The following is a 25,246-nucleotide window of genomic DNA, read 5'->3' as shown; positions in this document are numbered from 1 at the left end:
TTTCTGTTTCGTCGCAGGTCCAGCGGCGGCGCAGCGCGGCCGAACGCGGCCTGCTGTGCCCAGAACATTCGAGCTCGCGAGCAATCCCATGGTCAACCCAAAGCATGTCTGCGTGATCGGCGCCGGCGTCTCCGGCCTTGCCGCCGCAAAGGCGTTCTCGACCCGCGGTCACCGGGTCACCATCATTGAACGCAGCGCCGATCTCGGCGGCGTCTGGGAGCCGGCGCGCTCCTATCCGGAGGTGCAGACCCAGAGCCCGAAGGAGCTCTACCGCTACACCGACCGCGCCATGCCCGAAGCCTATCCGGAATGGCCGACCGGATCGCAAGTCCACGCCTACCTCGCCGACTACGCACGAATTTTTGGCCTCGACCGTATGCTGCGTTTCAACACCAGCGTGTCGGGCATGGCGCGACGCGCCGACGGCAGACCAGGCTGGACGCTCGCGCTCTCGGACAAGAGCGGCGCCAGCACAGCTGAGGATTTCGACTTCGTCGCGGTCTGCACCGGACAGTTCAACGAGCCGCGGGAGCTGCACTGCCCAGGCGAAGACGGCTTTCTAGCACAGGGCGGGCAGATCCTGCATTCATCGAAATACAACGATCCTCAAGTGGTGAAAGGACGGCGCGTCGTCGTGCTCGGCGGATCGAAATCGGCAACCGACATCGCGGTGAACGCCGTGAAAGCGGGCGCGCGTGAGGTGACGATCGTGATGCGCGAGCCGGTCTGGCGCATTCCTTATTTCATCGGCGGTCTCGTGAACTTCAAGCGCATCCTCTACATCCGTGCGCAGGAGGAGATGTTTCCGGGCTGGGGCATCGGCGCGATGTCGCGCCTTGCGCATCGCATCGCAGCACCGTTCGTCTGGGCAAACTGGCGCGGGCTGGAAAGCCTGTTGAAGGCGCAGCTCAAGCTGAAGCAATGCAACATGGTGCCGAAGGAGCGGATCGAGGACGGAGTCAACTGCTCGGTGCCGATCGCAACACCCGGCTTCCATCCGATGGTAGCCGACGGCCGCATCAAGGCCGTGTTCGGCAGCTTCGATCATTACGACGGTGACACCATCGTGATGAGCGGCGGCGAGCGCGTGGCGGCCGATGTCGCGGTGCTCGCGATCGGCTACAAGCTCGGCGTGCCATTCCTGCCCGCCGCGTACCAGGCAAAACTGGTCGATGCGGATGGGCAGTACCGGCTCTATCGCCTGATCGCCAATCCCGACCTGCCGGAGCTCGGTTTCGTCGGTTTCAACTCCTCGTTCTGCACCGTGCTCTGCGCCGACCTCGCCGCCAACTGGCTGGTCCGTTACGCCGACGGACAGCTCGCACGCCAGCCGACCGCGCAACAGATGCGCGACAACATCGAGATGATGCTGCACTTCAAGCGGGTCGAACGGCCGGCTGCGGGCGTCTATGGCGGCCTCTGCGTCGCGCCCTATCACTACCGTCACTTCGACGAGCTGATGGCCGACATCGGCGCCAAGGAGCAGAAGCGCGGCGGGCTCGCGGGCCACTTCCGGCCGCCGGACGCGGACGCCTATGCGCGGTTTCTCGCCTCCGCGCCGGATTACCAAGCGGCGTGAGGCCGCGAATTCGGGCCGAGTGGGATTTGCCGCTCGCCAGCCCTCGCCTCCGATGCTTACGATCCCCTTGGCCATCGAATCGACAGGCCCAGGGAACCGGCCATGAGAGCACGACATCGCGCCGCCGCAGTCATAACGGCGCTTGGGCTGATCCTTGCGACCTTCGTCCCGAGCCTGGCGCAAACGCTCACGGCCAGGCAATCGGAGGCGGTTGCGACCTACGAGCGTGCGCTCGGCGATTTCAAAGCGATTCTCTCCGAGCGGCGCCGCCAGATCGACGCCAAACAGCCGCTGCCGAACCTGCCGGGCCAGGCGCTCTATCTGGCACGCGTCGCCGTGATCAGTGCTTACAAGGATCTCACCGACGTCATGCCGTCGCGGACCGGCAGGCCCAACAAGTTCGAGATCCCGCCGGCCTATTTCGATGCCGACATCGAACCGCTGGTGGACGAATACTCAAAGCTGTTCGAGATCATGGAAGCGCCGCCGGCCGGCGCGCAGAACTCGGCGACACCGTTCAAGGACGTGGTGGATCTCGCGGTCGCGATCGCACGCGCCAAGGGGTTGGCGCCTGACCACGCCGAAGCCGCGGGCCGGATCAGTCTGGGGCTGTTCTTCGCCGAGACCAACGGCAAGCAGAACGTCCGCAACGGGCGCTCGAACACCTATATGGGCAGCTTCCAGACCGGCCCGTCCGAGGACCGCAACGGCCATAGGAAATGGGACGCCATCAAGGGCGAGATCGCGGCCGCCGATCCCGGGTTGAGCGCGCGCGACGACAAGGAGGAGGCGCGGGCCCGCGGCACCGATCATCGCTTCAATCACTGGACCAACGTGCGCGACGGCCTGATGAACGCGCATGCGGATATTTTCCGGGAGATCCCAGGAATCGTGAAGACGCTGCCCGACCCGATCGACCAAATGAAGCTGTTCGAGCTGATCCAGATCGTTCCCACGCCGACGCGGGCGGCGCTCAGGTCCGGCGATCTCCTGAACTACAGGGTGTCCAGTCCGACGATCATGAAGCACCTGCGCAACAACAGCATCTTCGCATTCGGACAGGCCGACCGGGCGCGCACCTCGGCAAGCTTCCGGGAAATCCTTGGCGCGATGTGGCTGTTCAAGCGGAAGTTCGAGAAGGCGATGGCGAAATACGCGGAGATCAAGCCACGCTGAGGGGCCTCGCCGCGTGGCACGCGACTGAGAGGCTAGCTCCCGCCTTGTAGCCGTCCGTCGGCGTCTTCAAAGGCAAACGCTCGCCACCTGGTCATTGCGTCCTGCGCCCGGTGCATTTAGCTTCTCCGGACAAGAACAAATCTCGGGGGGACATATGACAGCCGCTCTTCGCAAGCGCACGCGCCGTGCCGCATGTGCTTTGATCTCAACATCCCTGGCGGGCCTCGCCAATTTCGCCGCGCACGCCGAGATCGTCGTCACGGCCAATGACGGCAAGATGGTGCTCGAGAACGGCAGCGCCCTGGTGCGCAAGCAACCACTGCCGGACACGGTGAGCGTCATCGACTTCACCGACGGTGCCTTGAAACTTCTAGGCGAGGTGCCCGCCCCGGCCAGCGTCGTCGGACCGCCGCCGAGCGTGGCAATTGCGCCGGATGGCGCGTTCGCCCTCGTTACCGGCGCGATGAAGCTCGATCCCGCGGATCCGACCAAGACGGTGCCCGACGACAAGCTTTCGGTCATCGACCTGAAATCCACGCCGCCCAAAGTACTGGCGACCTTGCAAGCCGGCGCGGGCGCTGCCGGCGTTTCGATCAACCGCGCGGGCACGCTGGCGCTGGTTGCGAACCGCAGCGAAGGAACGGTCTCGGTCTTCACCATCAGCGGGGGCACGCTTGCGCCCGTCGGCAAGATCTAGCTCGGCGACGCCAAATCAGGCCCCAGCCACGCGGTCTTTTCCCATGACGGCGCGACCGCGCTGGTCACGCGCGACGGAGACAGCAAGATCTCGCTTCTGACTGTGGACGGGAGCAAGGTCGAGTACGCCAAGCGCGATCTCTCCGCGGGCATCCGCCCCTACGACATCGATGTCACCGGCAGCGCCGCCGCCATCGTCGGCAATGTCGGCGCCAGCAGCGGCGACAACGACTCGATCAGCCTGATCGACATGACGGCGAAACCGATCCGCGTCGTCACGACAGTCACCGTCGGGCAGACGCCGGAAGCCGTGAAGATGTCCCCGGACGGCAACTACGTGGCCGTGACCGTCATGAACGGTTCGAACAAGCCGTCGGCGTCGCCGTTCTTCAACGATTTCGGCCTGCTCAAGGTCTACAAGATTTCGGGCACTGACCTTACGCCGGTGACGGAAGCGAAGATCGGCCATTGGTGCCAGGGCATGGTGTGGTCCAAGGAGTCCAAATATGTCGTGGCCCAGTGCATGGTCGAAAACGAGCTGATCGCCTTCTCGTTCGATGGCAAGGCGCTGAACAAGACATCCACGCTCAAGATGCAAGTGAGCCCCGCGGGCATCCGCACCGCGGAGCCGTAGGGCCGGAGCGCGGCGCAGTCATCCTGCGCCGCCGTCCTATTCGGTGCGGATCGGCGCGTCCTTCAGGCCATTGCTGTCGTAGGCCTTGCGCAAGGTGCCATTCGTCACCGCCTCGTTCATGAATTTGGTGACGAAGGTCAGCGCTTGGGGGTGGCCGAGCGGTACAGCGACCGCCGTGACGGTCTTCTTGAAGGTCTCGTCGAGCACGCGCGTGCCCGGGATCTTCTGCGCCATCTTGTTGAGCTGGTCGCGCGACAGCGCAAACGCATCGATCTGGCCGCTGCTGAGGAGGCCGAAGATCTCGTCATAGGTCTGATAGCCCGTGACCTTCGCATTCTTCAGATGCGCGGCCGCGCCGCGCATCGTGGTCGTGGCGTTCACGGCCGCGACCTTGATGCCCCCCTGATCGAGCGTGGCGAAATTGGTGACGTTCGAGCCTGATTTGACGATGTAGGTGGCGTCCGCGACCTCGTAGATCGGGCCGAACATCATCCTGCTCTCGCGCTCAGGATCTTTGGGCAACCAGGTGACGTCCCAGTTGCCGTTCGATGCCGCGTCAGTGATCTGCCCTGAATTCTGGTACACGACATATTCAACGGGCACGCCGAGTTGCCCGGCCATCTCCCTGCCGAGATCGACCGGCACGCCGGCATAGCCGTCTCCGGTCTTGGTGGACCAGAACGCGCCGCCAGCCAGGCTGATCGCAATCGCGACCCGCAGCTTGCCGGTCGGTGCGATCTCGTCCTTAAGTCCATCGCCTAGCGCGGGCATGACGACCGCCGCTGCGAGAATGAGGCCGGCAAGGACCGACTTAAGGACCGACGTGGGCATGTCATGATCTCCCGACCTTTTCTTCTTGTATTCTTCTCTTGTTCGTCCCGACCGCTTCGCGCGCCGTCGCTCGGCCTGTGACATAGTTCTGGTCGATCGGGTGCGCGATAAAAAGCGGTTTGTGATGGCAAAACTGCCAAAGGCCACAGCGCGGTCCGCAGCGCAAGGCCGACGACTGCCATGGCTATGGTGTTCCACGTCCGGGCATTTGTTGGTAGCCTCCCGCCTCGATAGACAGCAACCGGGGGCCACCGAATGACCTGCGCGAATCCCGCATCTCCCGCACGGCGCAACGAAGCGTGGAGACATGTCGGGCAGGCACTGGCCGCCGCGATGGCCGTGGCCGCGCTCGCCGGCTGCGAGGACAAGAACAGTTTCGTCGCTCCGCCGCCGCCCAAGGTGGACGTCGCCGCGCCGGTGCAGCGCCCGGTGACGCGGTATGTCGAGGCCACCGGCAACACCGCGCCGTTCAAGAATGTCGATCTCGTCGCGCGCGTGCAGGGATTCCTGCAATCGATCGACTACCAGGACGGCGCCTTCGTCAAGCAGGGCACCCAGCTGTTCACGATCGAGCCCGAGACCTACAAGCTCAAGCTCGACCAGGCGCGGGCGGCCGAGGCCGGCGCGCAGGCCTCAGTCCGGCAGGCGGAAGCCGACTACAAACGGCAGGCTGAGCTGGTGCAGCGCCAGGCCGTCTCGCAGGCCACGCTCGACACCTCGACATCGACGCGCGATAACGCGCAGGCCAATCTCCAGCAGGCCGAGGCCAACACCAAGCTCGCCCAGGTCAACTACGGCTACACCAACGTGACCGCGCCTTTCGACGGCATCGTCAGCGCTCACATGGTCTCGGTCGGCGAACTCGTCGGCGTCTCCTCTCCAACTCAACTCGCGTCCATCGTCGCGATGGACCCGATCTATGTGAATTTCACCGTCAACGAGCAGGACGTGCTGCGCATCCGTGCCGAGGCCGCCCGCCGCGGGCTCACCGCCGCAGACATGAAGCAATTTCCGATTCAAGTCGGTTTGCAGACCGAGGCCGGTTATCCGCATGAGGGCAAGCTTGACTATGTCGCCCCGACCCTCACCCAGTCGACGGGCACGCTCGCAGTGCGGGGCCTTGTCCCCAACGACAAGCGGGTGCTGCTGCCCGGCTATTTCGTCCGCGTTCGCGTGCCCTTCACTCAGGAGAAGGACGCCCTGCTCGTGCCCGACACCGCGCTCGGCAGCGATCAGGGCGGCCGCTATCTCCTCGTCGTCAATGGCGACAACGTTGTCGAGCAGCGCAAGGTGCAGATCGGTCCCGTGGACAACGGTTTGCGCGTGATCGAAAGCGGCTTGAAGCCGGATGATCGCGTGGTGATCGCAGGGCTGCTGCGGGTGATTCCGGGCCAGAAGATCGAGCCGCAGGTGACGAAGATCGAGCAGCCGCAGGCGTCTGCCAAGTAAGTAGGAGCGCCTGCCATGATCTCAAAGTTCTTCATCGAGCGGCCGGTCCTCTCGAACGTCATCGCGCTGCTGATGATCCTGATCGGCGGCGTCGCGCTGTTCAACCTCGCGATCGCGCAATATCCCGACGTGGTGCCGCCGACAGTGCAGGTCACCACACGCTATCCCGGCGCCAGCGCCAAGACCGTGATCGACACAGTTGCCTTGCCGATCGAACAACAGGTCAACGGCGTCGAGGACATGCTCTACATGCAGTCCTACAGCGGCTCCGACGGCACCTATACGCTGACCGTGACCTTCAAGATCGGCACCGACCTGAACTTCGCGCAAGTGCTGGTGCAGAACCGCGTCTCCAGCGCGCTGTCGCAATTGCCCCAGTCGGTGCAGAACCAGGGCGTCACCGTACAGAAGCGGTCGACGTCGATCCTGCTGTTCGTGACGCTGACCTCGCCCGACAAGACGTTCGACAGCCTTTATTTGAGCAACTACGCCACCATCAACCTCCGCGACGAACTCTCGCGCCTGCCCGGCGTCGGCAACGTCACCGTGTTCGGCGCCGGCCAGTATTCGATGCGGGTGTGGCTCGATCCGAACAAGCTGCAGGTCCGGGGCCTGGTGCCGCAGGACGTCATCCAGGCGATCCAGCAGCAGAGCCAGCAGGTCTCCGCCGGCCAGGTCGGCGCACCGCCGACGCCGCCGGGTCAGGCGTTCCAGTACACCCTCAACGTCAACGGCAGGCTCGACGATACCACCGAGTTCGAGAACATCATTGTCAAATCAGGCACCAGCGGCGACGTCACGCGGGTGCGCGACGTCGGCTGGGTCGAATTGGGCGCGCAGACCTACAGCCAGATCTTCTCGCTCAACAAGCAGCCTGCCACCGGCATCGGCGTGTTCCAGTCACCCGGCGCCAACGCACTCCAGGTCGAGCAGGCTGTCGAGAAGAAGATGGCGCAGCTCGCCAAGGCCTTCCCGCAGGGCATGAAGTACGACACGCCGTTCGACACCACCAAATTCGTGCAGGCCTCGGTGCACGAGGTCTACATGACGCTGATCGAGGCCGGCCTGCTGGTGCTGGTCGTGATCCTGGTGTTCCTGCAGGACTGGCGCGCGATGCTGGTGCCGGCGACCACTGTGCCGGTGACCATCATCGGCGCCTTCGCCGCCATGGCCGCGCTCGGCTTCACCATCAACATGTCGACGCTGTTCGCGATCGTGCTAGCGATCGGCATCGTCGTCGACGATGCCATCGTCGTGGTGGAAGGCGCGGCCCACAACATCGAGCAGGGCATGAACGGCCATGACGCCGCGATCAAGGCGATGGACCAGCTGTTCGCGCCGATCGTCGGCATCACGCTGGTGTTGATCTCGGTGTTTTTGCCAGCGTCGTTCCTCGCCGGGCTCACCGGCCGCATCTATTCGCAATTTGCGCTGGTGATCGCGGCGACCGCGCTTCTGTCCGCCATCAACGCGGCGACGCTGAAGCCGACGCAATGCGCTCTCTGGCTGCGGCCGACGGTGCCGCCGGAGCAGCGCAACTTCTTCTATCGCGGCTTCAACGCGGTCTACAACCGCGTCGAGCGCGGCTACATCCGACTGATCGGCGTGCTGTGCAGGAACAGCACGATCTCGGTCGCGATCGCGCTGGTGCTGATCGGGATCGGCGGCTACGGGCTGTCCCGGGTACCGACCGGCTTCCTGCCGATCGAGGACCAGGGCTACCTGATCGCCGCCGTGCAACTGCCTGACGGTGCCGCGCTGGAACGGACCCAGAAGGTGCTCGACAGAGCGAGCGAGCTGATCAAGGACACGCCCGGAGTCCAGCAAGTCATCACCATCGCCGGCATCTCCGCGCTGGACAACAGCGCCAGCCTTGCCAATGCCGGCGTCGCCTACATTATCCTGAAAGATTGGGACGCGCGCAAAGGACCGGGCGAGGATCTGCGCTCACTGGTCTACGGGCTGAACGACAAGCTCGCGGCCATCATGGAAGCGCGCACGCTGGTGCTGCCGCCGCCGCCGATCCAGGGCATCGGCAACGCGGCCGGCTTCTCGATGCAGGTCGAGCTGCGCGACGGCAACAGCGATTTCGCCAAGCTCCAGGCCATCACGGGCGCGATGGTCAGCAATGGCCAGAGCCAGAGCGCGCTGCAGCGCGTCCAATCCTCGTTCCGCTCCTCGGTGCCGCAATTCAACGTCGAGATCGACCGCATCAAGACCCAGACGCTGCACGTGACGACGGACCAGGTGTTCGCGGCGCTCTCGACCTATCTCGGCTCGTCCTATGTCAACCAGTTCAACAAGTTCGGCCGCGTGTTCCAGGTCTACACCCAGGCCGATCCCGCCTTCCGCGTCACCGAGCGCGACATCGCCAACATGATGGTGCGCAACTCGAACGGCGACATGATCCCGATCGGCACGGTTGCCACGATCACGCCCGCCACCGGCCCGTCGCTGATCAGCCTCTACAATCTCTATCCATCGTCGACCGTGATCGGCCTGCCGGCGCAGGGCTACTCCTCTGGCCAGTCGCTGAAGCTGATGGAGGAGATCGCGGACAAGACGCTGCCGCCGGGCACCGGCTTCGAATGGACCGCGATGTCCTATCAGGAGAAGGCCGTCTCCAACCAGATCTACTGGGTGTTCGGGCTCGCCATGCTGCTGGTCTATCTCGTGCTCGCCGGCCAGTACGAGAGCTGGTACGCGCCGATCTCGGTAATCCTGGCGGTGCCGCTGTCGTTGCTCGGCCCCATGCTGATCCTCAACGCACTGAAGATCGACAACAACCTCTATTGCCAGATCGGCCTGATCCTGCTGATCGCGCTGTCGGCCAAGAACGCCATCCTGATCGTCGAGGTCGGGCTCGAGCTGCACGGCCGCGATGGCAAGCCGGTGCTGGAATCCGCGGTCGAAGCTGCGCGCGCCCGCTTCCGCCCGATCCTGATGACGTCGTTCGCCTTCATCCTCGGCGTGGTGCCGCTGGTGATCGCGACCGGCGCCGGTGCCAGCGCGCGCAAGTCGATCGGCATCACGGTGTTCTCGGGCATGCTGGCCTCGACCTGCCTCGCGGTGCTGTTCGTGCCGGCGTTCTTCGTGGTGGTGCAGCGCTTCGAGAACTGGCGTGCGTCGAAGAAAACGCCGAAGGCGGTGGCAGTGGCCGAAGTGAAATCCTAGGCTTTCTCCGTGGACGTCGGCCGCGCCTCCCCGCTCGAGACCAGGAGCACCGACACCTTCGCTTGCCTGAGCACGGCGTCGGCGACGCCGCCGAAGGAGAGATGATCGGCCTGGATGCGATCGACCCCCATCACCACGAGATCGACGGCGGTGGTCTCGATCTCGCGCAGGATCGCCGCTTCAGGCGCCCGGTTCGCGCGCAAGGTCGTGGTGATGTCGACCTCGTAACGGGCGGCGAGATCGCTGGCGTCCTTCAGGATGCCGGCCTCCTGGTTCAGACCACGCGAGGCGCCGCGCTGCGCGCCCTTGTCGCGCGTCGTCGCGACATAGATCACCCGGAGCGAGCCTGATCCCGCCTGCGCCAGCGCGACCGCGACCTCGGCGCCGCGCTTGGAGACGCCGCTGCCGGAGACCGGAACGAGGATGTTGAGCGCCTCGGGCGTCGGCTGCTTCAGGTGCTTGCCCTTGGCCGCCACGACCGCGAGCGGTCCCTCGAACTTCGCTGCGATGTCCTCGATCCTCCGATCGAAGCGATCCTTGGCGGCAGCAACCTTGTCGACGCCGATGACCAGAAGATCGAAGCCCTTGCGCGCTTCGTCGGCGATGGACTCGCCGAGCTCCGCACGCCTTGCCCGGGTGACGACGTCGACGCTGCCGACATCGCCATCGCCATGGGCCGATACGATCTCGGCGGCCTTCTTCACCACGGTTTCCGCGCTTTCCTCTTCATCGCGGCCCTTCTCCTGATCCTTGGCGCGCTTGCCGATGTGCAGCACGGTGATTGGCAAGCCGCGCATGCCGGCGATCAGGCCGGCGATGTGGGCAGCGAAGGTGGCGTTCACGCTCTCGTCCACGGCGAGCAAGGGGCGTTCGAGATTGCCGACGAAGCCGCGCTTCTCGAATTCTTCCCGCTCCAGGCGCTCTTGCTCGTCCTTGTTCATCGGCAGCTTTGCCAGCGCGGCGCGCAGCATCGGCGGCATCGCCATCGTGGTCACGATCGCCATGGTCACAATCATCGTGAACAGGTTCTGGCTGAGCACGCCGATCGAAAGACCGATGGTGGCGATGATCACCTCGGTCGAGCCGCGCGCGTTCATCCCGCTTGCGAGGGCCAGCGACTCCCTTGTGTTCAGCCCGCCCACGGTTCCGCCGACGAAGGCGCCGCCGAACTTGCCGACGCTGGCGATCACGACCAGCAGGCCGGTGAGCATCAGCAGATGGGGATCGCGCAGCACCGTGAGGTCGGCGCTCAGGCCGGCCAAACCGAAGAACACCGGCATGAAGAAGCTCGAGATCAGCCCGCGCAGCCGCTCGTCGATCTGCCGCGTCAGGATCGGGGACTCCCCGACCAGAATGCCGGCGACGAAGGCACCGAGCACGGTGTGGACGCCGATCAGATGCGTGACCAGCGCCATCGCGCACATCAGCAGCAGGATCACCGTGATGACCGGGGCGGTGCTGACGAGATTGTCGTTGGCCCATCGAATGAGCTGGAACACGATGCGGCGGCCGATGGTGAAGCTAATCGCGAGGAAGGCCAGCGTGCCCAGCACAGCTTTCGCCACCGAGGCGATATCCAGCGCGCCGTGCGAAGCGAGGCTGAAGATGACGGCGATGATGATCCAGCCGATGGTGTCGTCGATGACGGCGGTGGCGACGATGATCTGGCCGACATTGCGGCGCATGAAGTTCATCTCGCGCACAACCACCGCGACGATCTTCACCGAGGAGATTGACAGCGCCGTGCCCATGAACAGCGACGCAACCAGGCGGGCTTGCGGATTCGGCAACAGCGCATCTGGCAGGAATTCGCCGAGCGCAAAACCGCAGGCAAAGGGCACGAGGATGCCGGCAATCGAGATCGCGATCGCGGCCTTGCCGACCTTCCTGACCAGCTTGAGGTCGGTCTCCATGCCGGTCAGCAGCAACAGCAGCAGGATGCCGAACTGCGCGATGCCGTCGATCATCGCTTTCTGCTCGGGCGTTTTGGGGAAGATTGCCTGCTGTGCGTCAGGCCAGACCCAACCGAACAGCGAGGGACCGAGCAGGATGCCGGCGAGCAATTCGCCGATCACCGAGGGCTGGCCGAGGCGCTGCATGATCTCGCCGAGACCGCGGCCGACCGCGATCAACAGCACGATCTGGGCCACCAGCAGGAATTCCGAGGGACCGGCCGATTTGCCGCCCTCGGCGCTGGCCGCAACGGTGGTGAGGACAAGCGCCGCGGGGACAAGGCCGACCGGTCGGAGCAGGCTCCACTGCATGCAGGAATTTTACCCCTTCATCTGCCCCGGCGAGGTGCCGGGATGACGGGGATAGAACCCGCGGCAGGCAACAGGAGTTCCTTGACTTCGCGGCGGGTAAGGGGCCTCAACAAAAAAACGCGAAAACAACCCCATGCACAGTAGAGATGAGGTTGAAAAGACTGGAGAAAATTTCGTCTTTGCCGAAATCTAATTTCGCTTTGCCGAAAATGCTTGCCCCGTCGGGCAAAACACTGGCATGATGGCATCATCGGCAGACTACGCGAGCCGCCGCCACTCCCACGTCATTGCGGGCGCGGCGACTTGACAGCCGAACCTTTAGCGAAGGCGGAAGCAATCCAGAATCCGTCCGCCGAAAGATTCTGGATTGCTTCGTCGCTACGCTCCTCGCAATGACGGGATTGAAACGGGCGCGCGCCTCACGCCGATCCCTCACACCGCCTGCGGTGTCCTGATCTCGCGCGGGAGAATGATCGCGGCTGCGATCGCGAGCAGGCAGAGTGCGGCGAAGGCATGCAGCATGGTGACGAAGCCGCCCTGCTCGTAGAGCCAGGCGACCAGGCCGACCGAGGCGCCGGCCGCGGTGAAGCCGATGAAATAGCGCACGGCATAGGCGCGCGAGCGCCATTCCTCGCTGGTGTATTTGCCGACCATGGCGTCGTTGACCGTGACCTGTCCGAACGCGCCCATGACGATGCCGATCGAGACCAGGATCAGCGGCAGATTGGACAGGCTCGCGGCGAGATACAGGAACGGCGCCAGCATGAAGGACAGCGGCAGCGCCACTGTCTTCAGCGAATAGCGGTCGAGCAGCCGGCCGATCGTATACTGCGTCATCGCGCCGAACACGTAGACGCAGGCCGCGATGACGCCGAGCAGCGCCGGGCTTTTGGTGAGATCGGCAAGCCGCTCCGCGAACAGCTTTGGCAGCGCCACGGTGACGGCGTTGAACGTCGTGGAGATCGCGATCACCACGATCAGCAGCGACAGGATCACGCGCCACATGTCCTGCTTGGCGACCCGCGCCTGCGCTGCCGCCTGCTTCGAGCCCTTGCGGTCCTCGTGAACGACCATCGTCGCGAACGCGATGCCGATCAGGATGGTGACGATGCCGGGGACGATGAAGGCGAAGCGCCAGCCGAGATACTGGCCGATCACGCCGGTGACCAGCGCCGACGAAGCGACGCCGAGATTGCCCCAGACGCCGTTGATGCCCATCTCGCGGCCGAGCCTGTCAGCGTAGGAGACGATCATGGCAGTGCCGACGGGATGATAGATCGAGGCAAAAATGCCGATCGCGAACAGCGCCGCGCCGAGTTGGGCCGGGGTCTGCACGAAGCCAACCGAGATCATGGAGGCGCCGATGCCGACGAAGAAGATCAGCATCATGTGGCGACGGCTCCAGCGGTCGCCGAGCCAGCCGGTGAGCAGCGAGCCCGCGCCGAAGGCGACGAAGCCCGGCGTCGCGTAAGGCAGGAGTTCCGAATAGGCCATGCCGAGCGCCGGTCCCATGATGATCACCGCGGCGGCGAAAATCAGCATCGCGTAATGGTCGATGAAATGGCCCGCGTTGACGAAACTGATCACCCGGCTGGGGCTGTTCATGGGAATCCTCTCCTGCTCCGAAATGAGTTATATGTCTTGGGCATGACGGGATGCTGCCAATGACTGTCGTCGAGACGCCAATCCTCCGGGCGGTCCGGAGCAATCATCGCTCGCCCGCGGGCGTGCATCTGGTCGCACGCGACTATCCCAAGGGCATGCGGATCGATCCGCATATGCACCGCGAGGCACAGCTGATCTATGCCGCCAGGGGCACCATGCAGGTGACGACGCCCGGAGGGCGCTGGCTGGTGCCGCCGGACCGCGCGGTCTGGGTCCCCGCCGGGCTCCAGCACGCCATCGATCTGCTCGCCGACATCGAGATGCGGACGCTGTATTTCGACTTGGCCTGGCTGAAGCGCGCGCAGCGCCATGAGGGACTGACCAAGGAATTCGTGGTGCGGGTGTCGCCGCTGCTGAACCAGGCGATCCTCGCGCTGTTCGACGCGCAAAATACCGAGGAGCGGACCGATCTGCTGGTTCGGCTAGTGATGCTGGAACTGGTCCGGGCCGAGGATTCCGCGACCTTCGTGCCGCTGCCACACGAGCCGCGCTGCCGGCGCGCGGCCATGATCGTGCTCGACGATCCCACCGGCCTGCACGACATCGACGCGCTGGCGCGCGAGGTCGGAACCTCCGCGCGCACACTGTCGCGGCTGTTTTCGACAGAGACGCAGCTGAGCTTCAAGAGCTGGTGCCAGCGTGCGAGGATTGCGGCGGCGATCCAGCGGCTGTCCACCGATGCCAATGTGTCCGTGAAGCAGCTCGCGACCCAGCTCGGCTATGCCAGCGTACCGGCGTTTTCGGCCGCGTTCCGTCAGGTGACGGGACGGACGCCGACGGAGTTTGCCACACACTCGGTGTCATCGCCCGGCTTGACCGGGCGATCCAGTACTCCGAGACGGCGCGGCTAGAAGCGAAAAGCTGCGGCGTACTGGATGCCCCGGTCAAGCCGGGGCATGACAACTCACTTGGGGCGCATAGCCCCGCTAAACTTGCCAAAATCCCCCGCTTGATTGTGATCGGATTCCGCCCAAATCCCGTGTAAGATTCCCGCACCGCACAAACCCGACACGAAAGCCCCGATGGCCAACGCCTTCTTCTCCGACTTACTTACTACCATCTCCGAGCGCGGCCGCACGCTGCTTCGCCGCGGGGATTCTGCCGACACCAAGCCGGACGCCGATGGGCTGATCGAGCTCTGTGGCGCGCTGCTGTCGGGCCGGGGTGAAGCTTCCGGCACCGCCATGGCGCGTGAGGTGCTCGACATCTACCAGGACCTGGATGCGGCGGGACGTCGCGCCTTTTTCGAAGCCCTGGTGCGCGATTTCGGCCCGGATCGGGAACGCCTGTCCAAGGCGATCGAGACATGGCGCGCCAAGCCGGCCGACGAGGATGCCAGCGCCCTGCACTTCGCCTCCGAGCCGCGCCGGCAGGAGCTGATCCGCCGCCTCAACCGCGCACCCGGCGGCACCGGCGATCTCGTCAAGATGCGCGCCGACCTGCTCGACATGATGAACAGGCACGCCGATCTCGCCGCACTCGATCGCGACGTTTCGCATCTTCTCTCGTCATGGTTCAACAGGGGGTTTCTCGTGCTGCGCAGGATCGACTGGTCGACCCCGGCCAACATCCTCGAAAAGATCATCCGTTATGAGGCCGTGCACGAGATCAGCGACTGGGACGATCTGCGCCGCCGCATCGATCCGGTCGACCGCCGCTGCTACGCCTTCTTCCATCCCGCGATGGTGGACGAGCCCCTGATCTTCGTCGAGGTCGCGTTGACCGAGACGATCCCCGGCGCGATCGCGCCGCTGCTCGCGGTCGATCGCCCATCCGTCCCGATCGAGCGCGCCCGTACCGCCGTGTTCTACTCGATCTCCAACACCCAGCGCGGTCTGGGCGGCATCTCCTTCGGCAGCTTCCTGATCAAGCAGGTGGTGGAGGAGCTGCGCCGCGAATTGCCCAAGCTCGACAATTTCGTGACGCTGTCGCCGGTGCCGGGCTTCATGCCATGGGTGAAGCAGGACAAGGATTTGCCGCTGTCGGACGAGGACCGCGAGATCCTGAAGCGCCTCGACGATCCCAAATGGTTCGAGAACCCCGAGACAACGACACTGCTACGTGGCGTGATCGAACCGCTCGCGGCGCACTATTTCCTGAAGGCGCGCACACCCAAAGGCAAGCTGATCGACTCCGTCGCGCGCTTCCATCTCGGCAATGGCGCCCGCCTCGAGCGCATCAATTGGTTAGGCGATCTCTCGCCGAAGGGCGTGCGCGAGTCCGCCGGCGTGATGGTCAACTACCTCTACCGCCTCGACGACATCGAGAAGAACCACGAAGCCTACGCCAATGACGGCGAAGTCGTGGCCTCGAGCGCGGTGAAGAAGCTCTTGAAGGGCGAAGGGCGGCGGCTGTTGGATATGCGACTGTCGTAAGGGACGACCTCGGCTGATTGCGTTGGTTCGTCCACAATCTCGGTGTCATCGCCCGGCTTGACCGGGCGATCCAGTATTCCAGAGGCCTCCGTTGAAGCGCTCGCTCTCGCCACATTCGCCACGGCGTACTGGATGCCCCGGTCAAGCCGGGGCATGACAGCGGAAAGCATGGCGTGGCCGTCGCGCCCCCTACTCCGCCAGCGCCTTCATCTCCTTGTAGAGATCCGACTTGCCTTCGAAGCCGATGCCTGACAGCTCCGGCATGGTGATGTGGCCGTTCTCGACGCGGACGCCGTCGGGGAAGCCACCATAGGGCTGGAACAGGTCGGGGTAGCTCTCGTTGCCGCCAAGGCCTAAGCCGGCTGCGATGTTGAGCGACATCTGGTGGCCGCCGTGGGGGATGCAGCGGCTCGGCGACCAGCCATGAGTTTTCAGCACCTCCAGCGTGCGCTGGTATTCGCACAGGCCGTAGGACAGCGCGCAATCGAATTGCAGCCAGTCGCGGTCGGGGCGCATGCCGCCGTAGCGAATCAAATTGCGGGCATCCTGGTGGCTGAACAGGTTTTCGCCTGTTGCCATCGGGCCCGGATAGAATTCGGCGAGGGCTGCCTGCAGCGCGTAATCCAGGGGATCGCCGACTTCTTCGTACCAGAACAAGGGATAATCCCGCAGCATCTTGGCATAGGCGATGCCGGTCTCGAGATCGAAGCGGCCGTTGGCGTCGACGGCGAGCTGCGCGTCCTTGCCGATTTCCTTCAGCACCGCTTCGATGCGGGTGCGGTCGTCCTCGATATCAGCACCGCCGATCTTCATCTTCACGACGTTGTAGCCGCGATCGAGATAGCCTCGCATCTCGCCGCGCAGCATCGAGAGGTCCTTGCCGGGATAGTAGTAGCCGCCGGCAGCGTAGACGAACACGCGCGGATTGGCTTTGACGCCGTGACGCTCAGCCAGCAGGCGAAACAGCGGCTGGCCCGCAATCTTCGCGACCGCATCCCACACCGCCATGTCGATGGTGCCGACCGCGACCGAGCGCTCGCCGTGACCGCCCGGCTTCTCGTTGGTCATCATCGCGGCCCAGACCTTGTCGGGGTCGAGATTGTCGCCGGCCGCGTTCAGCAGCGATTTCGGATCGGCCTCCAGGATGCGCGAGGCAAAACGCTCGCGGATCAGGCCGCCCTGCCCGTAGCGGCCGTTGGAGTTGAAGCCGTAGCCGACGACGCGCTTGCCGTCGCGAACGACGTCGGTGACGACGGCCACGAGGCTCGTCGTCATCTTGGTGAAATCGATATAGGCGTTGCGGATCGGCGAAGAGATCGGCTTCGTGATCTCGCGGACGTCGACGATGCGGACGGACATGGGGTTTGGCTTTCTGCGGGCTCCCTCCTCTCGTCATGGCCGGGCTTGTCCCGGCCATCCACGTCTTAGCCGCTCGAAGAACGTGGATGCCCGGGACAAGCCCGGGCATGACGGCGTGCCCCAAGCACGCTTCGCATTCCAAAACTACTTCTTATCCCTGAAATACGGCTCGACCGGGCCGTGCACCTTGATGGTCAGCGGGTTGCCGTGGCGGTCCTTGGCGTTGCCTGCGGTGACGCGGACCCAGCCTTCGCTGATGCAGTATTCCTCGACATTGGTCTTCTCGACACCCTTGAAGCGGATGCCGACGTCGCGCGCCAGGATGTCCGCATTGTAAAAGGGGCTGTTCGGATCGACCGAGAGGCGGTCCGGAAATTCGTCGCTCATGATTGTCTCGCTCATAACAGGGTCTCGATTTGCTGCCGCAATCCTTCGGGCCGCGCGGTCGGCGCATAGCGCGAAACCACCTTGCCGGCGCGGTCCACCAGGAATTTCGTGAAATTCCATTTGATGGAGGCGCCCAGCAGGCCGGATTGCTGGCGTTTCAGGTACTCATACAACGGATGGGCATTGCTGCCGTTGACGTCGATCTTCTCGAACAGGGGAAAGGTGACGTCGTAATTGGTCGAGCAGAACGCCTGGATCTCGCTCGCCTGCCCTGGCTCCTGCGCACCGAACTGGTTGCAGGGAAAGCCGAGCACCGAGAAGCCGCGCGGGGACAGGTCGCGATGCAGATCCTCCAGCCCGCGATATTGCGGCGTGAAGCCGCATTTGCTCGCGGTGTTGACGATCAGCAGCACCTGCCCCTCGAAGCTGCGCATCGGCACTTTTTCGCCGAGAAGCGAGTTGGCCTTGAAGTCGTAGATCGCGGACATCGCTAACCTACGGGATCGATCGGCGACGGCGGCACGCCGCCCGCCTCGATCGCCTCGCCTGCGAGCAGGCAGAGATCCTCGCGATAGCGGCCCGACACGATGTGCACGCCGACCGGCGCCTTGCGGACGAGGCCCGTGGAGACCACGAGGCCCGGCAGGCCCATGAAGGGAATGGCGATCTGCGGCAACTGCGCTTCCCAGACGCGTTTGAAGGAAGAGTCGTCCTTGCGGTCGAGATGATCGGGGAACGGCAGTTCGCCGGAGACCGGCGTCAGCAGCACGGCATAGGTCTCGAAGAACAGCATCCAGTCGCGGGTCAGCGTGGCGCGGCGGGTCAATGCCTTGGCGTAATTGGCCTGGTCCATCGGCGTGACCCTGGCACGGTTGCCACGCAGGCACGCCAGCGCGCCGGGATCGCCTTCACGCTCGGCCATCTCGAGCTGCGCCTCATAGCCGTCGCCGAGCCAGAGCTTGATCTGCCACTCGACCGCTTCGCGCATCGGCGGGGTGTTCTCGATTGTCTCGACGGTCCAGCCGGCCCGTTCGAGCCGCTTGCCGGCGTCGATGACGGCGGCCTTCACCTCGGGCGCGCTGGCCAGGCCGTCCGGGTCGAGACAGAGCGCGGCGCGCTTCGGCCGCGCGGGGCCTTCCAGCGGCACCGGCACAAACCAGGGATCGCGGATGTCGCGGGCCGACATGGCCGCGAGCGAAATCCTGATGTCGTTGACGGTGCGCGCCAGCGGCCCCGACACCGCCATGATCTGCGGCCCGATCGGGCGCTCCGGCAGGGCCGGATTGAAGGCCGGGATGCGGCCCAAGGTCGGGCGCAAGCCATGCACGCCGCAGGCATAGGCGGGATAGCGGATCGAGCCGGCAATGTCGGTGCCATGGGCGATATGGCCGATGCCGGCCGCGACCGCCGAGCCCGCGCCGCCGGACGAGCCGCCCGGCGTCAGCGAGGCGTCGCGGGGGTTCTTGGTGTCGCCGTGGACCAGGTTGGTGGTGAACCAGCGATAGGAAAAGGCCGGGCAATTGGTGCGCCCAAGCAGAACGGCGCCGGCTTTGCGGAAATTGGCGACCACCGGATTGTCCTCGCGCGCGATCAGGTCGCGCTGGAGTTTGAGGCCGTTGGTGGTGGCAAAGCCCTCCTGGTCGACATTGGCCTTGATGGTGACGGGCACTCCGGCCAGCACGCCGGGGTCCTCGCCCCTGGCGATGGCGGCATCGACGGCGTCGGCCTGCTTGAGCACGTCCTCGGGCCGGTGGTCGATCACGGCGTTGAGGCTCGGATTGACCGCGTCGAGCCGGCCGAGGCCGGCCTGCGCGGCCTCCCTGGCGGAGACCTTTTTGGTTTTGACGAGATCGGCGAGGTCGGCCGCCGACAGGCGCCAGAGATCTTGCATGACTTGCTCCGTGTAACCGGCGTCTTTTAGCCCCGGGAACGCGGCAAAGCCATGCGGATTTCGCAGGGATTCCTCCGCCATTGCGACGGTGGCGAGAGCAAGCCTTAATGCCGGGTGGCGGACTGGTCCGGAATGTCCAGGAGTGCCTCGGTGAAGGGGAATTCGAGCACGATCTCGCCTTCCCGGTCGGTGACCTCGATGACGGCCTCAAGCAGGGCCGGCTGGGTGCCTTCCGATCTCAGCACCTCCAGAATCATCTGGCGGGCAACCTCCCAGGCGCGATCGGGATTGCGCAAATCCTCTCCCTCAGGATCCACGATCAGTTCGTCGCCGATACGGGTGTTGAAGAAATATCTGGGCATCACGAAGTTCCAGTTGGGTCGCCTGTACCGGATTGAAAGCTGCACTGCACTCACAACCGCTTTATCAGGAGAGGGTTCGCGACCGAATGCGCCGGGCGCAAGGCAGCATCACCAGCAAGTATCGTTCCGGCAGCATTTTTTGCGCCGCAACATGGCTTTCTCGGGAAAATTTCACTGGCGAACTTTTCCACCCGCACTAACTTAAGGATTGGGCGGATACGTCCGAATTCTCGAAAATGGAGAGCCGAAAATGGCCTGGAAAGCCCCGAAGATCGTCGAAGTGCCCTGTGGCATGGAAATCAACATGTATGTGAGCGCCACCCGCAAGTAAGCGGTTGGTGAGTTCGCGTTCTGCGCAGGTGGATCTTTCGGTCACGATGCATGTCCGGAAGACAGGATTTGTGTTTGCGTGAGGTCCACCTCGCGACATTGCCTCCAGGAGACGGATCATGCTTCGCGTCGTCGTCCTGGGCGCCGCAGCCGGCGGCGGAGTGCCGCAATGGAATTGCGGCTGCGAGGGCTGCCGGACGGCCCGTGATAACGGCCAAGAGCTGCAACGGACCCAAGCCTCGGTCGCCTTCAGCGGCGACGGCGAGCACTGGTTCTTGATCAACGCCTCCCCCGACCTCCGCCAGCAATTGAATGCGACGCCACAGCTGCATCCGAAGGCAGGCGCGCTGCGCCATACGCCGATCGCAGGCGTGATCCTGACCAACAGCGAGGTGGACGCAGTGGCCGGCCTGCTGTCGATGCGCGAGGGTTCGCCCTTCACGGTCTATGCGCACGAGAAGGTGCTGGCGATCCTGAAGGCGAACAGCATCTTCAATGTGCTGAACGAGAAAAACGTGCAGCGCCTGCCGGTCGACATCAATGAGCCGTTCGAGCCGCGGCTGCCGGACGGGGCGCGCTCAGGACTTGAGGTGCTGCCCTTCGCGGTCTCGGGCAAATCGGCCTGGTACCTGGAAGGCAAGACGCATCCGGGCGGCGACAGCGGCGAAGGCGATACGCTGGGGCTGAAGATCACCGACAAAGCAACCGGCAAATGCTTCTACTTCATCGCCGCCTGCGCCGAGGTCACCGACGCGCTCAAGGCCGAGATCGACGGCGCTGCGCTGGTGTTCTTCGACGGCACGGTGTGGCAGGACGACGAGATGATCAAGGCCGGGCTTAGCCACAAGACCGGCAAAAGCATGGGCCACGTCGCGATGTCCGGCGACCACGGCGCCATCGCGCGGCTCGCCGACCTCACACTCGACAGGAAGATATTTCTGCATATCAATAATTCGAATCCGGCGCTGCTGCCCGCTTCCCCGGAGCGCAAGGCCGCTGAAGCGGCGGGCTGGCAGATACCCGCGGACGGAACGGAGATCGTGCTGTGAATGCCGCGTCACTGACTGGAATGACCGCGCTCTCGATCGGCAAGGACATCAGGCTCACTAGCGCCGAGGAGCTGGAGGCGGCGCTGCGTCACATCGGTGCGACGCGCTATCACAGCCTGCATCCGTTCCATAGACTGCTGCATGGCGGCAAGCTCAACAAGGGCCAGGTGCAGGCCTGGGCGCTGAACCGCTACTATTACCAGAGCACCATCCCGATCAAGGACGCGGTGGTGATCTCGCGCTTCCGCGACCGCGCCACGCGGCTGGAATGGCGCCACCGCATCGAGGATCATGACGGCGACATCGGCTCCGAAGGCGGTATCGAGCGCTGGCTGAAGCTGACCGAAGGCCTCGGGTTGGACACAGCTTACGTGGAATCGACCGAAGGCATCCTGCCGGCGACGCGCTTTGCGGTGGAAGCCTATGTGCACTATTGCCGCGAGAAGTCGCCGCTGGAGGCGATCGCGTCCTCGCTCACCGAATTGTTCGCGCCGAACCTGCACGAAGAGCGCATCTCCGGGATGCTGGAGCACTACGACTTCGTCAATCCTGATATCATGAGCTACTTCAACCGCCGGTTGGCGCAGGCGCCGCGCGACGCCGGGTTTGCGCTCGACTATGTCAAGGCGCATGCCACCACGCCCGAGCAACGCGCGTCCGTCTGCAATGCGCTGATCTTCAAGACCAACGTGCTATGGGTGCAGCTCGACGCACTCCAGCACGCCTATGTCGAGGGCCACATTCCGCCGGGCGCGTTCGTGCCCCAAGAACACCAAAAGGCGAGCTAAGGAACGAGCGATGGCCGAGCCGCGTCACATCAGCGTCAGCGAGACCAGCCGGCCGGTTCTGCCGCGGCACGCCAAGCTGAAATATGACGAGACGCGAAAAGTCTGGGTGATCCTGGCGCCCGAACGCGTGCTGGCGCCGGACGAGATCGCGGTCGAGGTCTTGCAGCTCTGCGACGGCGAGCGCAATGTCGGCGAAATGTCCGACCAACTCGCGGCAAAATACGCCGCGCCGCGCGAGGCGATCCTGGCCGACGTCATTGTCATGCTGCAGGATCTCGCCGACAAGGGCTTTCTCACGGAGGCCCGGGAGAAGACGTCATGAGCGATGTGCTCGGCAATCCCACCATCCCGCCCGACGCCAGCGACAGCCTCGCGGTGCTGGAGAAGAGCCGCTCGACGGCAGAGACATTCGGCATTCCGCTCGCCGTGCTGCTCGAGATCACCCATCGCTGCCCGCTGCAATGTCCCTACTGCTCCAACCCGGTCGAGCTCGACCGCTCGGGCAAGGAGCTGACCACCGAGGAATGGAAGAAGGTATTGAGCGAGCTCGCCGAGATCGGCGTGCTGCAGGTGCATTTCTCCGGCGGCGAGCCGACGGCGCGCAAAGACCTGGTCGAACTGGTCAAGCATGCGAGCGACGTCGGGCTCTACACCAACCTCATCACCTCGGCGGTGCTGCTGACGCGCGAGCGGCTGAGCGAACTTGCCGATGCCGGGCTCTGCCACGTCCAGATCAGTTTTCAGGGCGTTGAAGAAGCCCTCGCCGACCGCGTCGGCGGCTACAAAAACGGGCACCGCAAGAAGCTCGAAGTCGCAAAATGGACGCGCGAGCTCGATTTGCCGCTCACCGTGAATGCGGTGATGCATCGGCAAAACCTGCACCAGCTGTCTGATATCATCCAGATGTCGGTGGACCTCGACGCCGACCGGCTCGAGGTCGCCAATGTCCAATATTACGGCTGGGCGCTAAAGAACCGCGCCGCGCTGATGCCGACGGTGGCGCAGCTCGACGAGTGCACCCGCATCGTCGAGGAGGCGCGCGAGCGGCTGAAGGGCCGGCTCACGATCGACTATGTCGTGCCCGATTATTACGCGCTGCGGCCGAAGAAGTGCATGGGCGGCTGGGGTCGGCAGTTCTTCAACATTTCGCCGGCCGGCAAGGTGCTGCCCTGCCACGCCGCCGAGAGCATCACCGGGCTCGACTTCGAATCCGTGCGCTCCAACCATTCGATCGCCTGGATCTGGCAGAACTCGGACGCCTTCAACCGCTACCGCGGCACCGGCTGGATGAAGGAGCCGTGCAAGAGTTGCGAATTCCGGGAGATCGATTTCGGCGGCTGCCGCTGCCAGGCCTTTGCGCTGACCGGCGACGCCGCCAACACCGATCCCGCCTGCGCGCTGTCGCCGCTGCACGAGACCATCTTCAAGCAGGCCGAGCGCGAGGCTGAGGGCGAAACCAACCGCTTCCTCTATCGCAATTTCGCCGGCGGCACCCTGGAATCCGAGAATGGTGCCTGACGCCGACGCGGCCAGCTCAGTCAAGCGCGCCGATCCCTTTGCACCGCTGACCTCCGAAATGCTCGACGTCGGCGACGGCCACGAACTCTATGTCGAGAGCGTCGGCCGCACCGACGGCATCCCCGCGGTCTATCTGCATGGCGGCCCCGGCAGCGGCTGCCAGCCCGACCACCGCCGCCTGTTTGATCCCGACCGTTTCCATGCCGTGCTGTTCGACCAGCGCGGCTGCGGTCGCAGCCGGCCGAAGGGATCGCGCCAGCACAACACCATACAGCATCTGATCGCGGACATGGAAAAGATCCGCGAGAAATTCGGCGTCGCGCGCTGGATGGTGGTCGGCGGCTCCTGGGGCGCGACGCTGGCGCTGGCTTATGCGCAGGCGCATCCCGAGCGCGTCTCCGGAATTGCGCTGCGCGCGACCTTTCTCGGCACGCGTGCTGAAGTCGAGATCGCCTTCACCTCGCGCCTGTCGCAATTCTACCCCGCGCTCTACGACGATTTTCTGAGCGTGCTGCCGGTCGAGGAGCGCGCGCAACCGGTGGAAGCCTACTATCGCCGCATCCTCGATCCCGATCCGGCGGTGCATGGCCCGGCCTCGCGCGCCTGGCACGATACCGAACGCGCCTTGTCGGAGCACAAGGCGGCAAAGACACGGCTGGATCTGGCGTCGCTGAACGTGTGGCGCACATTGCCGGCGACGCCGTTCATGGAGGCGCATTATTTCGTCCAAGACAGCTTCATGACGGAGAACGAGTTGTTGCGGAACGCCGGCAAGCTCGACGGCATTCCCGGCATCATCGTCCAGGGCCGCTACGATCTGTTGTGCCCTCCCGAGACATCGCAGGCGCTCGCGAAAGTGTGGCCGGGTTCCGAGATTCGCATCGTGGAAGAAGCCGGCCATTCGCTCTATGATACCGGCGTGCGGGACGCGGTCATGAAGTCGATCGCAGATATCGCTTCGAAGATTTCGCGATAGCGGGACAAGAAAATGCCACTCGCCGGGAAGGGCATGTTGCTCACGTCGATGAATATCGACGTTCCAAATGAACCCGATTTCAACCGCTGGTACGATCGCGAGCATCTGGAAGAGCGCGTTGCGATCGAGGGCTTTCTCGAAGCGCGGCGCTATGTCGCGCACGCCGCCAATCCCAAATATCTCTCGCTGTATTCAACCGCGACGCTCGACGTGCTCGACAGTCCCGCCTACCGGGCGAGGCTCGCCAATCAGACCGAATGGTCGCGGCGGAGCATGGCGCATTTCAAGGACATGCTCCGCGTGGTCGCCCGCATCACGATCAGCAACGGTACCGGACGCGGCGCGGCGCTCGGCCTCGTGCGGCTGCGGCCGACGCCGGACAATGCAGTCGCGTGGCGTGACGCACTGCAAGAACGGCTGGCGCCGGAAAAACACGACGGCATCATCTCCATGCATCTGCTCGAAAGCGAGCCGGAACTATCAGGCGCGACCGCGGATATTCCGGCGGTGCGCAACGAAGGCGCGCGCGACTGGTTCGTGCTGATCGACGGCACGCATGTCGGCGCGGTCTCGTCCGTGATCGCCGAGCGCTTCACCGGCCCTGCCGCCTCGCCATTCCCGCTTCCCGTGTCGGTCGGCTCCTACTGCCTGATGTGGGACCTCGCGAAGAGCGACATCGCGCGCAACTAAGCCATCGGACGCATCGCAACATGCTGCACCGCCACATACTGCGCACGGCCGTT

The 25,246-nt window shown here is 64.4% G+C and carries 22 protein-coding genes and 1 pseudogene; 15 read left to right on the top strand and 8 right to left on the bottom strand.

Features of this window, described 5'->3' with window-relative positions; translation table 11 throughout:
- The first annotated feature begins 88 nt into the window (after nucleotides 1-88).
- The 4 genes and pseudogenes from IVB42_RS26840 to IVB42_RS26825 form a co-directional block, all read left to right on the top strand.
- Nucleotides 89-1,579 carry an NAD(P)/FAD-dependent oxidoreductase gene (locus IVB42_RS26840; protein ID WP_085351881.1) on the top strand — a complete coding sequence of 497 codons (1,491 nt, stop codon included), beginning with the start codon at nucleotides 89-91 and terminating at the stop codon, nucleotides 1,577-1,579.
- 102 nt (nucleotides 1,580-1,681) lie between these two features.
- Nucleotides 1,682-2,755 carry a hypothetical protein gene (locus IVB42_RS26835; RefSeq protein WP_018454095.1) on the top strand — a complete coding sequence of 358 codons (1,074 nt, stop codon included), beginning with the start codon at nucleotides 1,682-1,684 and terminating at the stop codon, nucleotides 2,753-2,755.
- Between the two features lie 154 nt (nucleotides 2,756-2,909).
- Entirely contained in the window at nucleotides 2,910-3,452 is a 543-nt protein-coding gene (locus IVB42_RS26830) for a hypothetical protein (protein ID WP_240544095.1), read from the top strand.
- A gap of 24 nt (nucleotides 3,453-3,476) precedes the next feature.
- Nucleotides 3,477-4,085: pseudogene (locus tag IVB42_RS26825) on the top strand (YncE family protein); the annotation flags it as partial.
- Between the two features lie 36 nt (nucleotides 4,086-4,121).
- Here IVB42_RS26825 and IVB42_RS26820 read toward each other — a convergent pair.
- On the bottom strand, nucleotides 4,122-4,916 hold the full coding sequence (locus IVB42_RS26820; protein WP_247294993.1) for an ABC transporter substrate-binding protein: 795 nt from the start codon (nucleotides 4,914-4,916) through the stop codon (nucleotides 4,122-4,124).
- Between the two features lie 255 nt (nucleotides 4,917-5,171).
- Between IVB42_RS26820 and IVB42_RS26815 the strand changes: the two genes are divergently transcribed.
- Nucleotides 5,172-6,365 carry an efflux RND transporter periplasmic adaptor subunit gene (locus IVB42_RS26815; protein WP_247294996.1) on the top strand — a complete coding sequence of 398 codons (1,194 nt, stop codon included), beginning with the start codon at nucleotides 5,172-5,174 and terminating at the stop codon, nucleotides 6,363-6,365.
- A gap of 15 nt (nucleotides 6,366-6,380) precedes the next feature.
- The gene (locus IVB42_RS26810; RefSeq protein WP_247294998.1) at nucleotides 6,381-9,539 is read left to right on the top strand and encodes a multidrug efflux RND transporter permease subunit; all 3,159 of its coding nucleotides are present in this window, start codon (nucleotides 6,381-6,383) and stop codon (nucleotides 9,537-9,539) included.
- On the opposite strand, the gene IVB42_RS26805 is transcribed toward IVB42_RS26810, so the two are convergent.
- Both IVB42_RS26805 and IVB42_RS26800 read right to left on the bottom strand, forming a co-directional pair.
- Nucleotides 9,536-11,803, bottom strand: a complete 2,268-nt coding sequence (locus IVB42_RS26805) for a cation:proton antiporter (protein ID WP_247295001.1) — start codon at nucleotides 11,801-11,803, stop codon at nucleotides 9,536-9,538. The genes IVB42_RS26810 and IVB42_RS26805 overlap by 4 nt on opposite strands.
- A gap of 432 nt (nucleotides 11,804-12,235) precedes the next feature.
- Nucleotides 12,236-13,408, bottom strand: coding sequence for an MFS transporter (locus tag IVB42_RS26800; protein ID WP_018454089.1), 1,173 nt, complete (start codon nucleotides 13,406-13,408; stop codon nucleotides 12,236-12,238).
- 59 nt (nucleotides 13,409-13,467) lie between these two features.
- Here IVB42_RS26800 and IVB42_RS26795 point away from each other — a divergent pair, with 59 nt between their 5' ends.
- Nucleotides 13,468-14,319: a helix-turn-helix transcriptional regulator gene (locus tag IVB42_RS26795; RefSeq protein WP_026232669.1), complete on the top strand. Its 852-nt coding sequence runs from the start codon at nucleotides 13,468-13,470 to the stop codon at nucleotides 14,317-14,319.
- 171 nt (nucleotides 14,320-14,490) lie between these two features.
- Nucleotides 14,491-15,843, top strand: a complete 1,353-nt coding sequence (locus tag IVB42_RS26790) for a malonyl-CoA decarboxylase (protein ID WP_085351884.1) — start codon at nucleotides 14,491-14,493, stop codon at nucleotides 15,841-15,843.
- A 189-nt stretch (nucleotides 15,844-16,032) separates the two neighbouring features.
- Here IVB42_RS26790 and tarD read toward each other — a convergent pair whose 3' ends face one another.
- The 5 genes from tarD to IVB42_RS26765 all read right to left on the bottom strand — a co-directional run bounded on the left by tarD (nucleotide 16,033) and on the right by IVB42_RS26765 (nucleotide 19,842).
- A complete protein-coding gene (tarD, locus tag IVB42_RS26785) occupies nucleotides 16,033-17,202 on the bottom strand; it encodes a D(-)-tartrate dehydratase (protein ID WP_085361487.1) in 1,170 nt (389 codons plus the stop codon).
- Nucleotides 17,203-17,346: 144 nt separating this feature from the next.
- On the bottom strand, nucleotides 17,347-17,604 hold the full coding sequence (locus IVB42_RS26780) for a DUF3297 family protein (protein ID WP_007613756.1): 258 nt from the start codon (nucleotides 17,602-17,604) through the stop codon (nucleotides 17,347-17,349).
- Complete coding sequence (locus IVB42_RS26775) at nucleotides 17,601-18,077, bottom strand: glutathione peroxidase (RefSeq protein WP_247397516.1); 477 nt, start codon at nucleotides 18,075-18,077, stop codon at nucleotides 17,601-17,603. The genes IVB42_RS26780 and IVB42_RS26775 overlap by 4 nt, the downstream gene beginning before the upstream one ends.
- A gap of 2 nt (nucleotides 18,078-18,079) precedes the next feature.
- Entirely contained in the window at nucleotides 18,080-19,480 is a 1,401-nt protein-coding gene (locus IVB42_RS26770) for an amidase family protein (protein ID WP_247394780.1), read from the bottom strand.
- A 104-nt stretch (nucleotides 19,481-19,584) separates the two neighbouring features.
- The gene (locus tag IVB42_RS26765) at nucleotides 19,585-19,842 is read right to left on the bottom strand and encodes a hypothetical protein (protein ID WP_007613759.1); all 258 of its coding nucleotides are present in this window, start codon (nucleotides 19,840-19,842) and stop codon (nucleotides 19,585-19,587) included.
- A 250-nt stretch (nucleotides 19,843-20,092) separates the two neighbouring features.
- Between IVB42_RS26765 and pqqA the strand changes: the two genes are divergently transcribed.
- From pqqA to IVB42_RS26730, 7 genes are all read left to right on the top strand, one after another.
- Nucleotides 20,093-20,173, top strand: a complete 81-nt coding sequence (gene pqqA, locus IVB42_RS26760) for a pyrroloquinoline quinone precursor peptide PqqA (RefSeq protein WP_007595659.1) — start codon at nucleotides 20,093-20,095, stop codon at nucleotides 20,171-20,173.
- A gap of 118 nt (nucleotides 20,174-20,291) precedes the next feature.
- The gene (gene pqqB, locus IVB42_RS26755; protein ID WP_085361488.1) at nucleotides 20,292-21,221 is read left to right on the top strand and encodes a pyrroloquinoline quinone biosynthesis protein PqqB; all 930 of its coding nucleotides are present in this window, start codon (nucleotides 20,292-20,294) and stop codon (nucleotides 21,219-21,221) included.
- Nucleotides 21,218-22,009 carry a pyrroloquinoline-quinone synthase PqqC gene (pqqC, locus tag IVB42_RS26750; RefSeq protein ID WP_247295004.1) on the top strand — a complete coding sequence of 264 codons (792 nt, stop codon included), beginning with the start codon at nucleotides 21,218-21,220 and terminating at the stop codon, nucleotides 22,007-22,009. The genes pqqB and pqqC overlap by 4 nt, the downstream gene beginning before the upstream one ends.
- Before the next feature lie 10 nt (nucleotides 22,010-22,019).
- On the top strand, nucleotides 22,020-22,331 hold the full coding sequence (pqqD, locus tag IVB42_RS26745) for a pyrroloquinoline quinone biosynthesis peptide chaperone PqqD (RefSeq protein WP_247295006.1): 312 nt from the start codon (nucleotides 22,020-22,022) through the stop codon (nucleotides 22,329-22,331).
- Complete coding sequence (pqqE, locus tag IVB42_RS26740) at nucleotides 22,328-23,527, top strand: pyrroloquinoline quinone biosynthesis protein PqqE (protein ID WP_018454081.1); 1,200 nt, start codon at nucleotides 22,328-22,330, stop codon at nucleotides 23,525-23,527. Before pqqD ends, pqqE begins: the two co-directional genes overlap by 4 nt.
- Nucleotides 23,517-24,503: a prolyl aminopeptidase gene (pip, locus tag IVB42_RS26735; protein WP_247361130.1), complete on the top strand. Its 987-nt coding sequence runs from the start codon at nucleotides 23,517-23,519 to the stop codon at nucleotides 24,501-24,503. Before pqqE ends, pip begins: the two co-directional genes overlap by 11 nt.
- A gap of 12 nt (nucleotides 24,504-24,515) precedes the next feature.
- Complete coding sequence (locus IVB42_RS26730) at nucleotides 24,516-25,193, top strand: DUF4286 family protein (RefSeq protein WP_247295012.1); 678 nt, start codon at nucleotides 24,516-24,518, stop codon at nucleotides 25,191-25,193.
- The last annotated feature ends 53 nt before the right edge of the window (nucleotides 25,194-25,246 follow it).

This window comes from Bradyrhizobium sp. 45, from assembly GCF_023073155.1.
GTDB classification, from domain to species: Bacteria; Pseudomonadota; Alphaproteobacteria; order Rhizobiales; family Xanthobacteraceae; genus Bradyrhizobium; species Bradyrhizobium canariense_D.
The sequence above is the reverse complement of the archived record's forward strand: the minus strand, read 5'-3'. Positions and strand labels throughout refer to the sequence as shown.

Bases quoted from the DNA above. Each gene is read 5' to 3' on its own strand.
- IVB42_RS26840 (WP_085351881.1), top strand. From the start codon at position 89: ATGGTCAACCCAAAGCATGTCTGCGTGATCGGCGCCGGCGTCTCCGGC.
- IVB42_RS26835 (WP_018454095.1), top strand. From the start codon at position 1,682: ATGAGAGCACGACATCGCGCCGCCGCAGTCATAACGGCGCTTGGGCTG.
- IVB42_RS26830 (WP_240544095.1), top strand. From the start codon at position 2,910: ATGACAGCCGCTCTTCGCAAGCGCACGCGCCGTGCCGCATGTGCTTTG.
- IVB42_RS26820 (WP_247294993.1), bottom strand. From the start codon at position 4,916: ATGCCCACGTCGGTCCTTAAGTCGGTCCTTGCCGGCCTCATTCTCGCA.
- IVB42_RS26815 (WP_247294996.1), top strand. From the start codon at position 5,172: ATGACCTGCGCGAATCCCGCATCTCCCGCACGGCGCAACGAAGCGTGG.
- IVB42_RS26810 (WP_247294998.1), top strand. From the start codon at position 6,381: ATGATCTCAAAGTTCTTCATCGAGCGGCCGGTCCTCTCGAACGTCATC.
- IVB42_RS26805 (WP_247295001.1), bottom strand. From the start codon at position 11,803: ATGCAGTGGAGCCTGCTCCGACCGGTCGGCCTTGTCCCCGCGGCGCTT.
- IVB42_RS26800 (WP_018454089.1), bottom strand. From the start codon at position 13,408: ATGAACAGCCCCAGCCGGGTGATCAGTTTCGTCAACGCGGGCCATTTC.
- IVB42_RS26795 (WP_026232669.1), top strand. From the start codon at position 13,468: ATGACTGTCGTCGAGACGCCAATCCTCCGGGCGGTCCGGAGCAATCAT.
- IVB42_RS26790 (WP_085351884.1), top strand. From the start codon at position 14,491: ATGGCCAACGCCTTCTTCTCCGACTTACTTACTACCATCTCCGAGCGC.
- tarD (WP_085361487.1), bottom strand. From the start codon at position 17,202: ATGTCCGTCCGCATCGTCGACGTCCGCGAGATCACGAAGCCGATCTCT.
- IVB42_RS26780 (WP_007613756.1), bottom strand. From the start codon at position 17,604: ATGAGCGAGACAATCATGAGCGACGAATTTCCGGACCGCCTCTCGGTC.
- IVB42_RS26775 (WP_247397516.1), bottom strand. From the start codon at position 18,077: ATGTCCGCGATCTACGACTTCAAGGCCAACTCGCTTCTCGGCGAAAAA.
- IVB42_RS26770 (WP_247394780.1), bottom strand. From the start codon at position 19,480: ATGCAAGATCTCTGGCGCCTGTCGGCGGCCGACCTCGCCGATCTCGTC.
- IVB42_RS26765 (WP_007613759.1), bottom strand. From the start codon at position 19,842: ATGCCCAGATATTTCTTCAACACCCGTATCGGCGACGAACTGATCGTG.
- pqqA (WP_007595659.1), top strand. From the start codon at position 20,093: ATGGCCTGGAAAGCCCCGAAGATCGTCGAAGTGCCCTGTGGCATGGAA.
- pqqB (WP_085361488.1), top strand. From the start codon at position 20,292: ATGCTTCGCGTCGTCGTCCTGGGCGCCGCAGCCGGCGGCGGAGTGCCG.
- pqqD (WP_247295006.1), top strand. From the start codon at position 22,020: ATGGCCGAGCCGCGTCACATCAGCGTCAGCGAGACCAGCCGGCCGGTT.
- pqqE (WP_018454081.1), top strand. From the start codon at position 22,328: ATGAGCGATGTGCTCGGCAATCCCACCATCCCGCCCGACGCCAGCGAC.
- pip (WP_247361130.1), top strand. From the start codon at position 23,517: ATGGTGCCTGACGCCGACGCGGCCAGCTCAGTCAAGCGCGCCGATCCC.
- IVB42_RS26730 (WP_247295012.1), top strand. From the start codon at position 24,516: ATGCCACTCGCCGGGAAGGGCATGTTGCTCACGTCGATGAATATCGAC.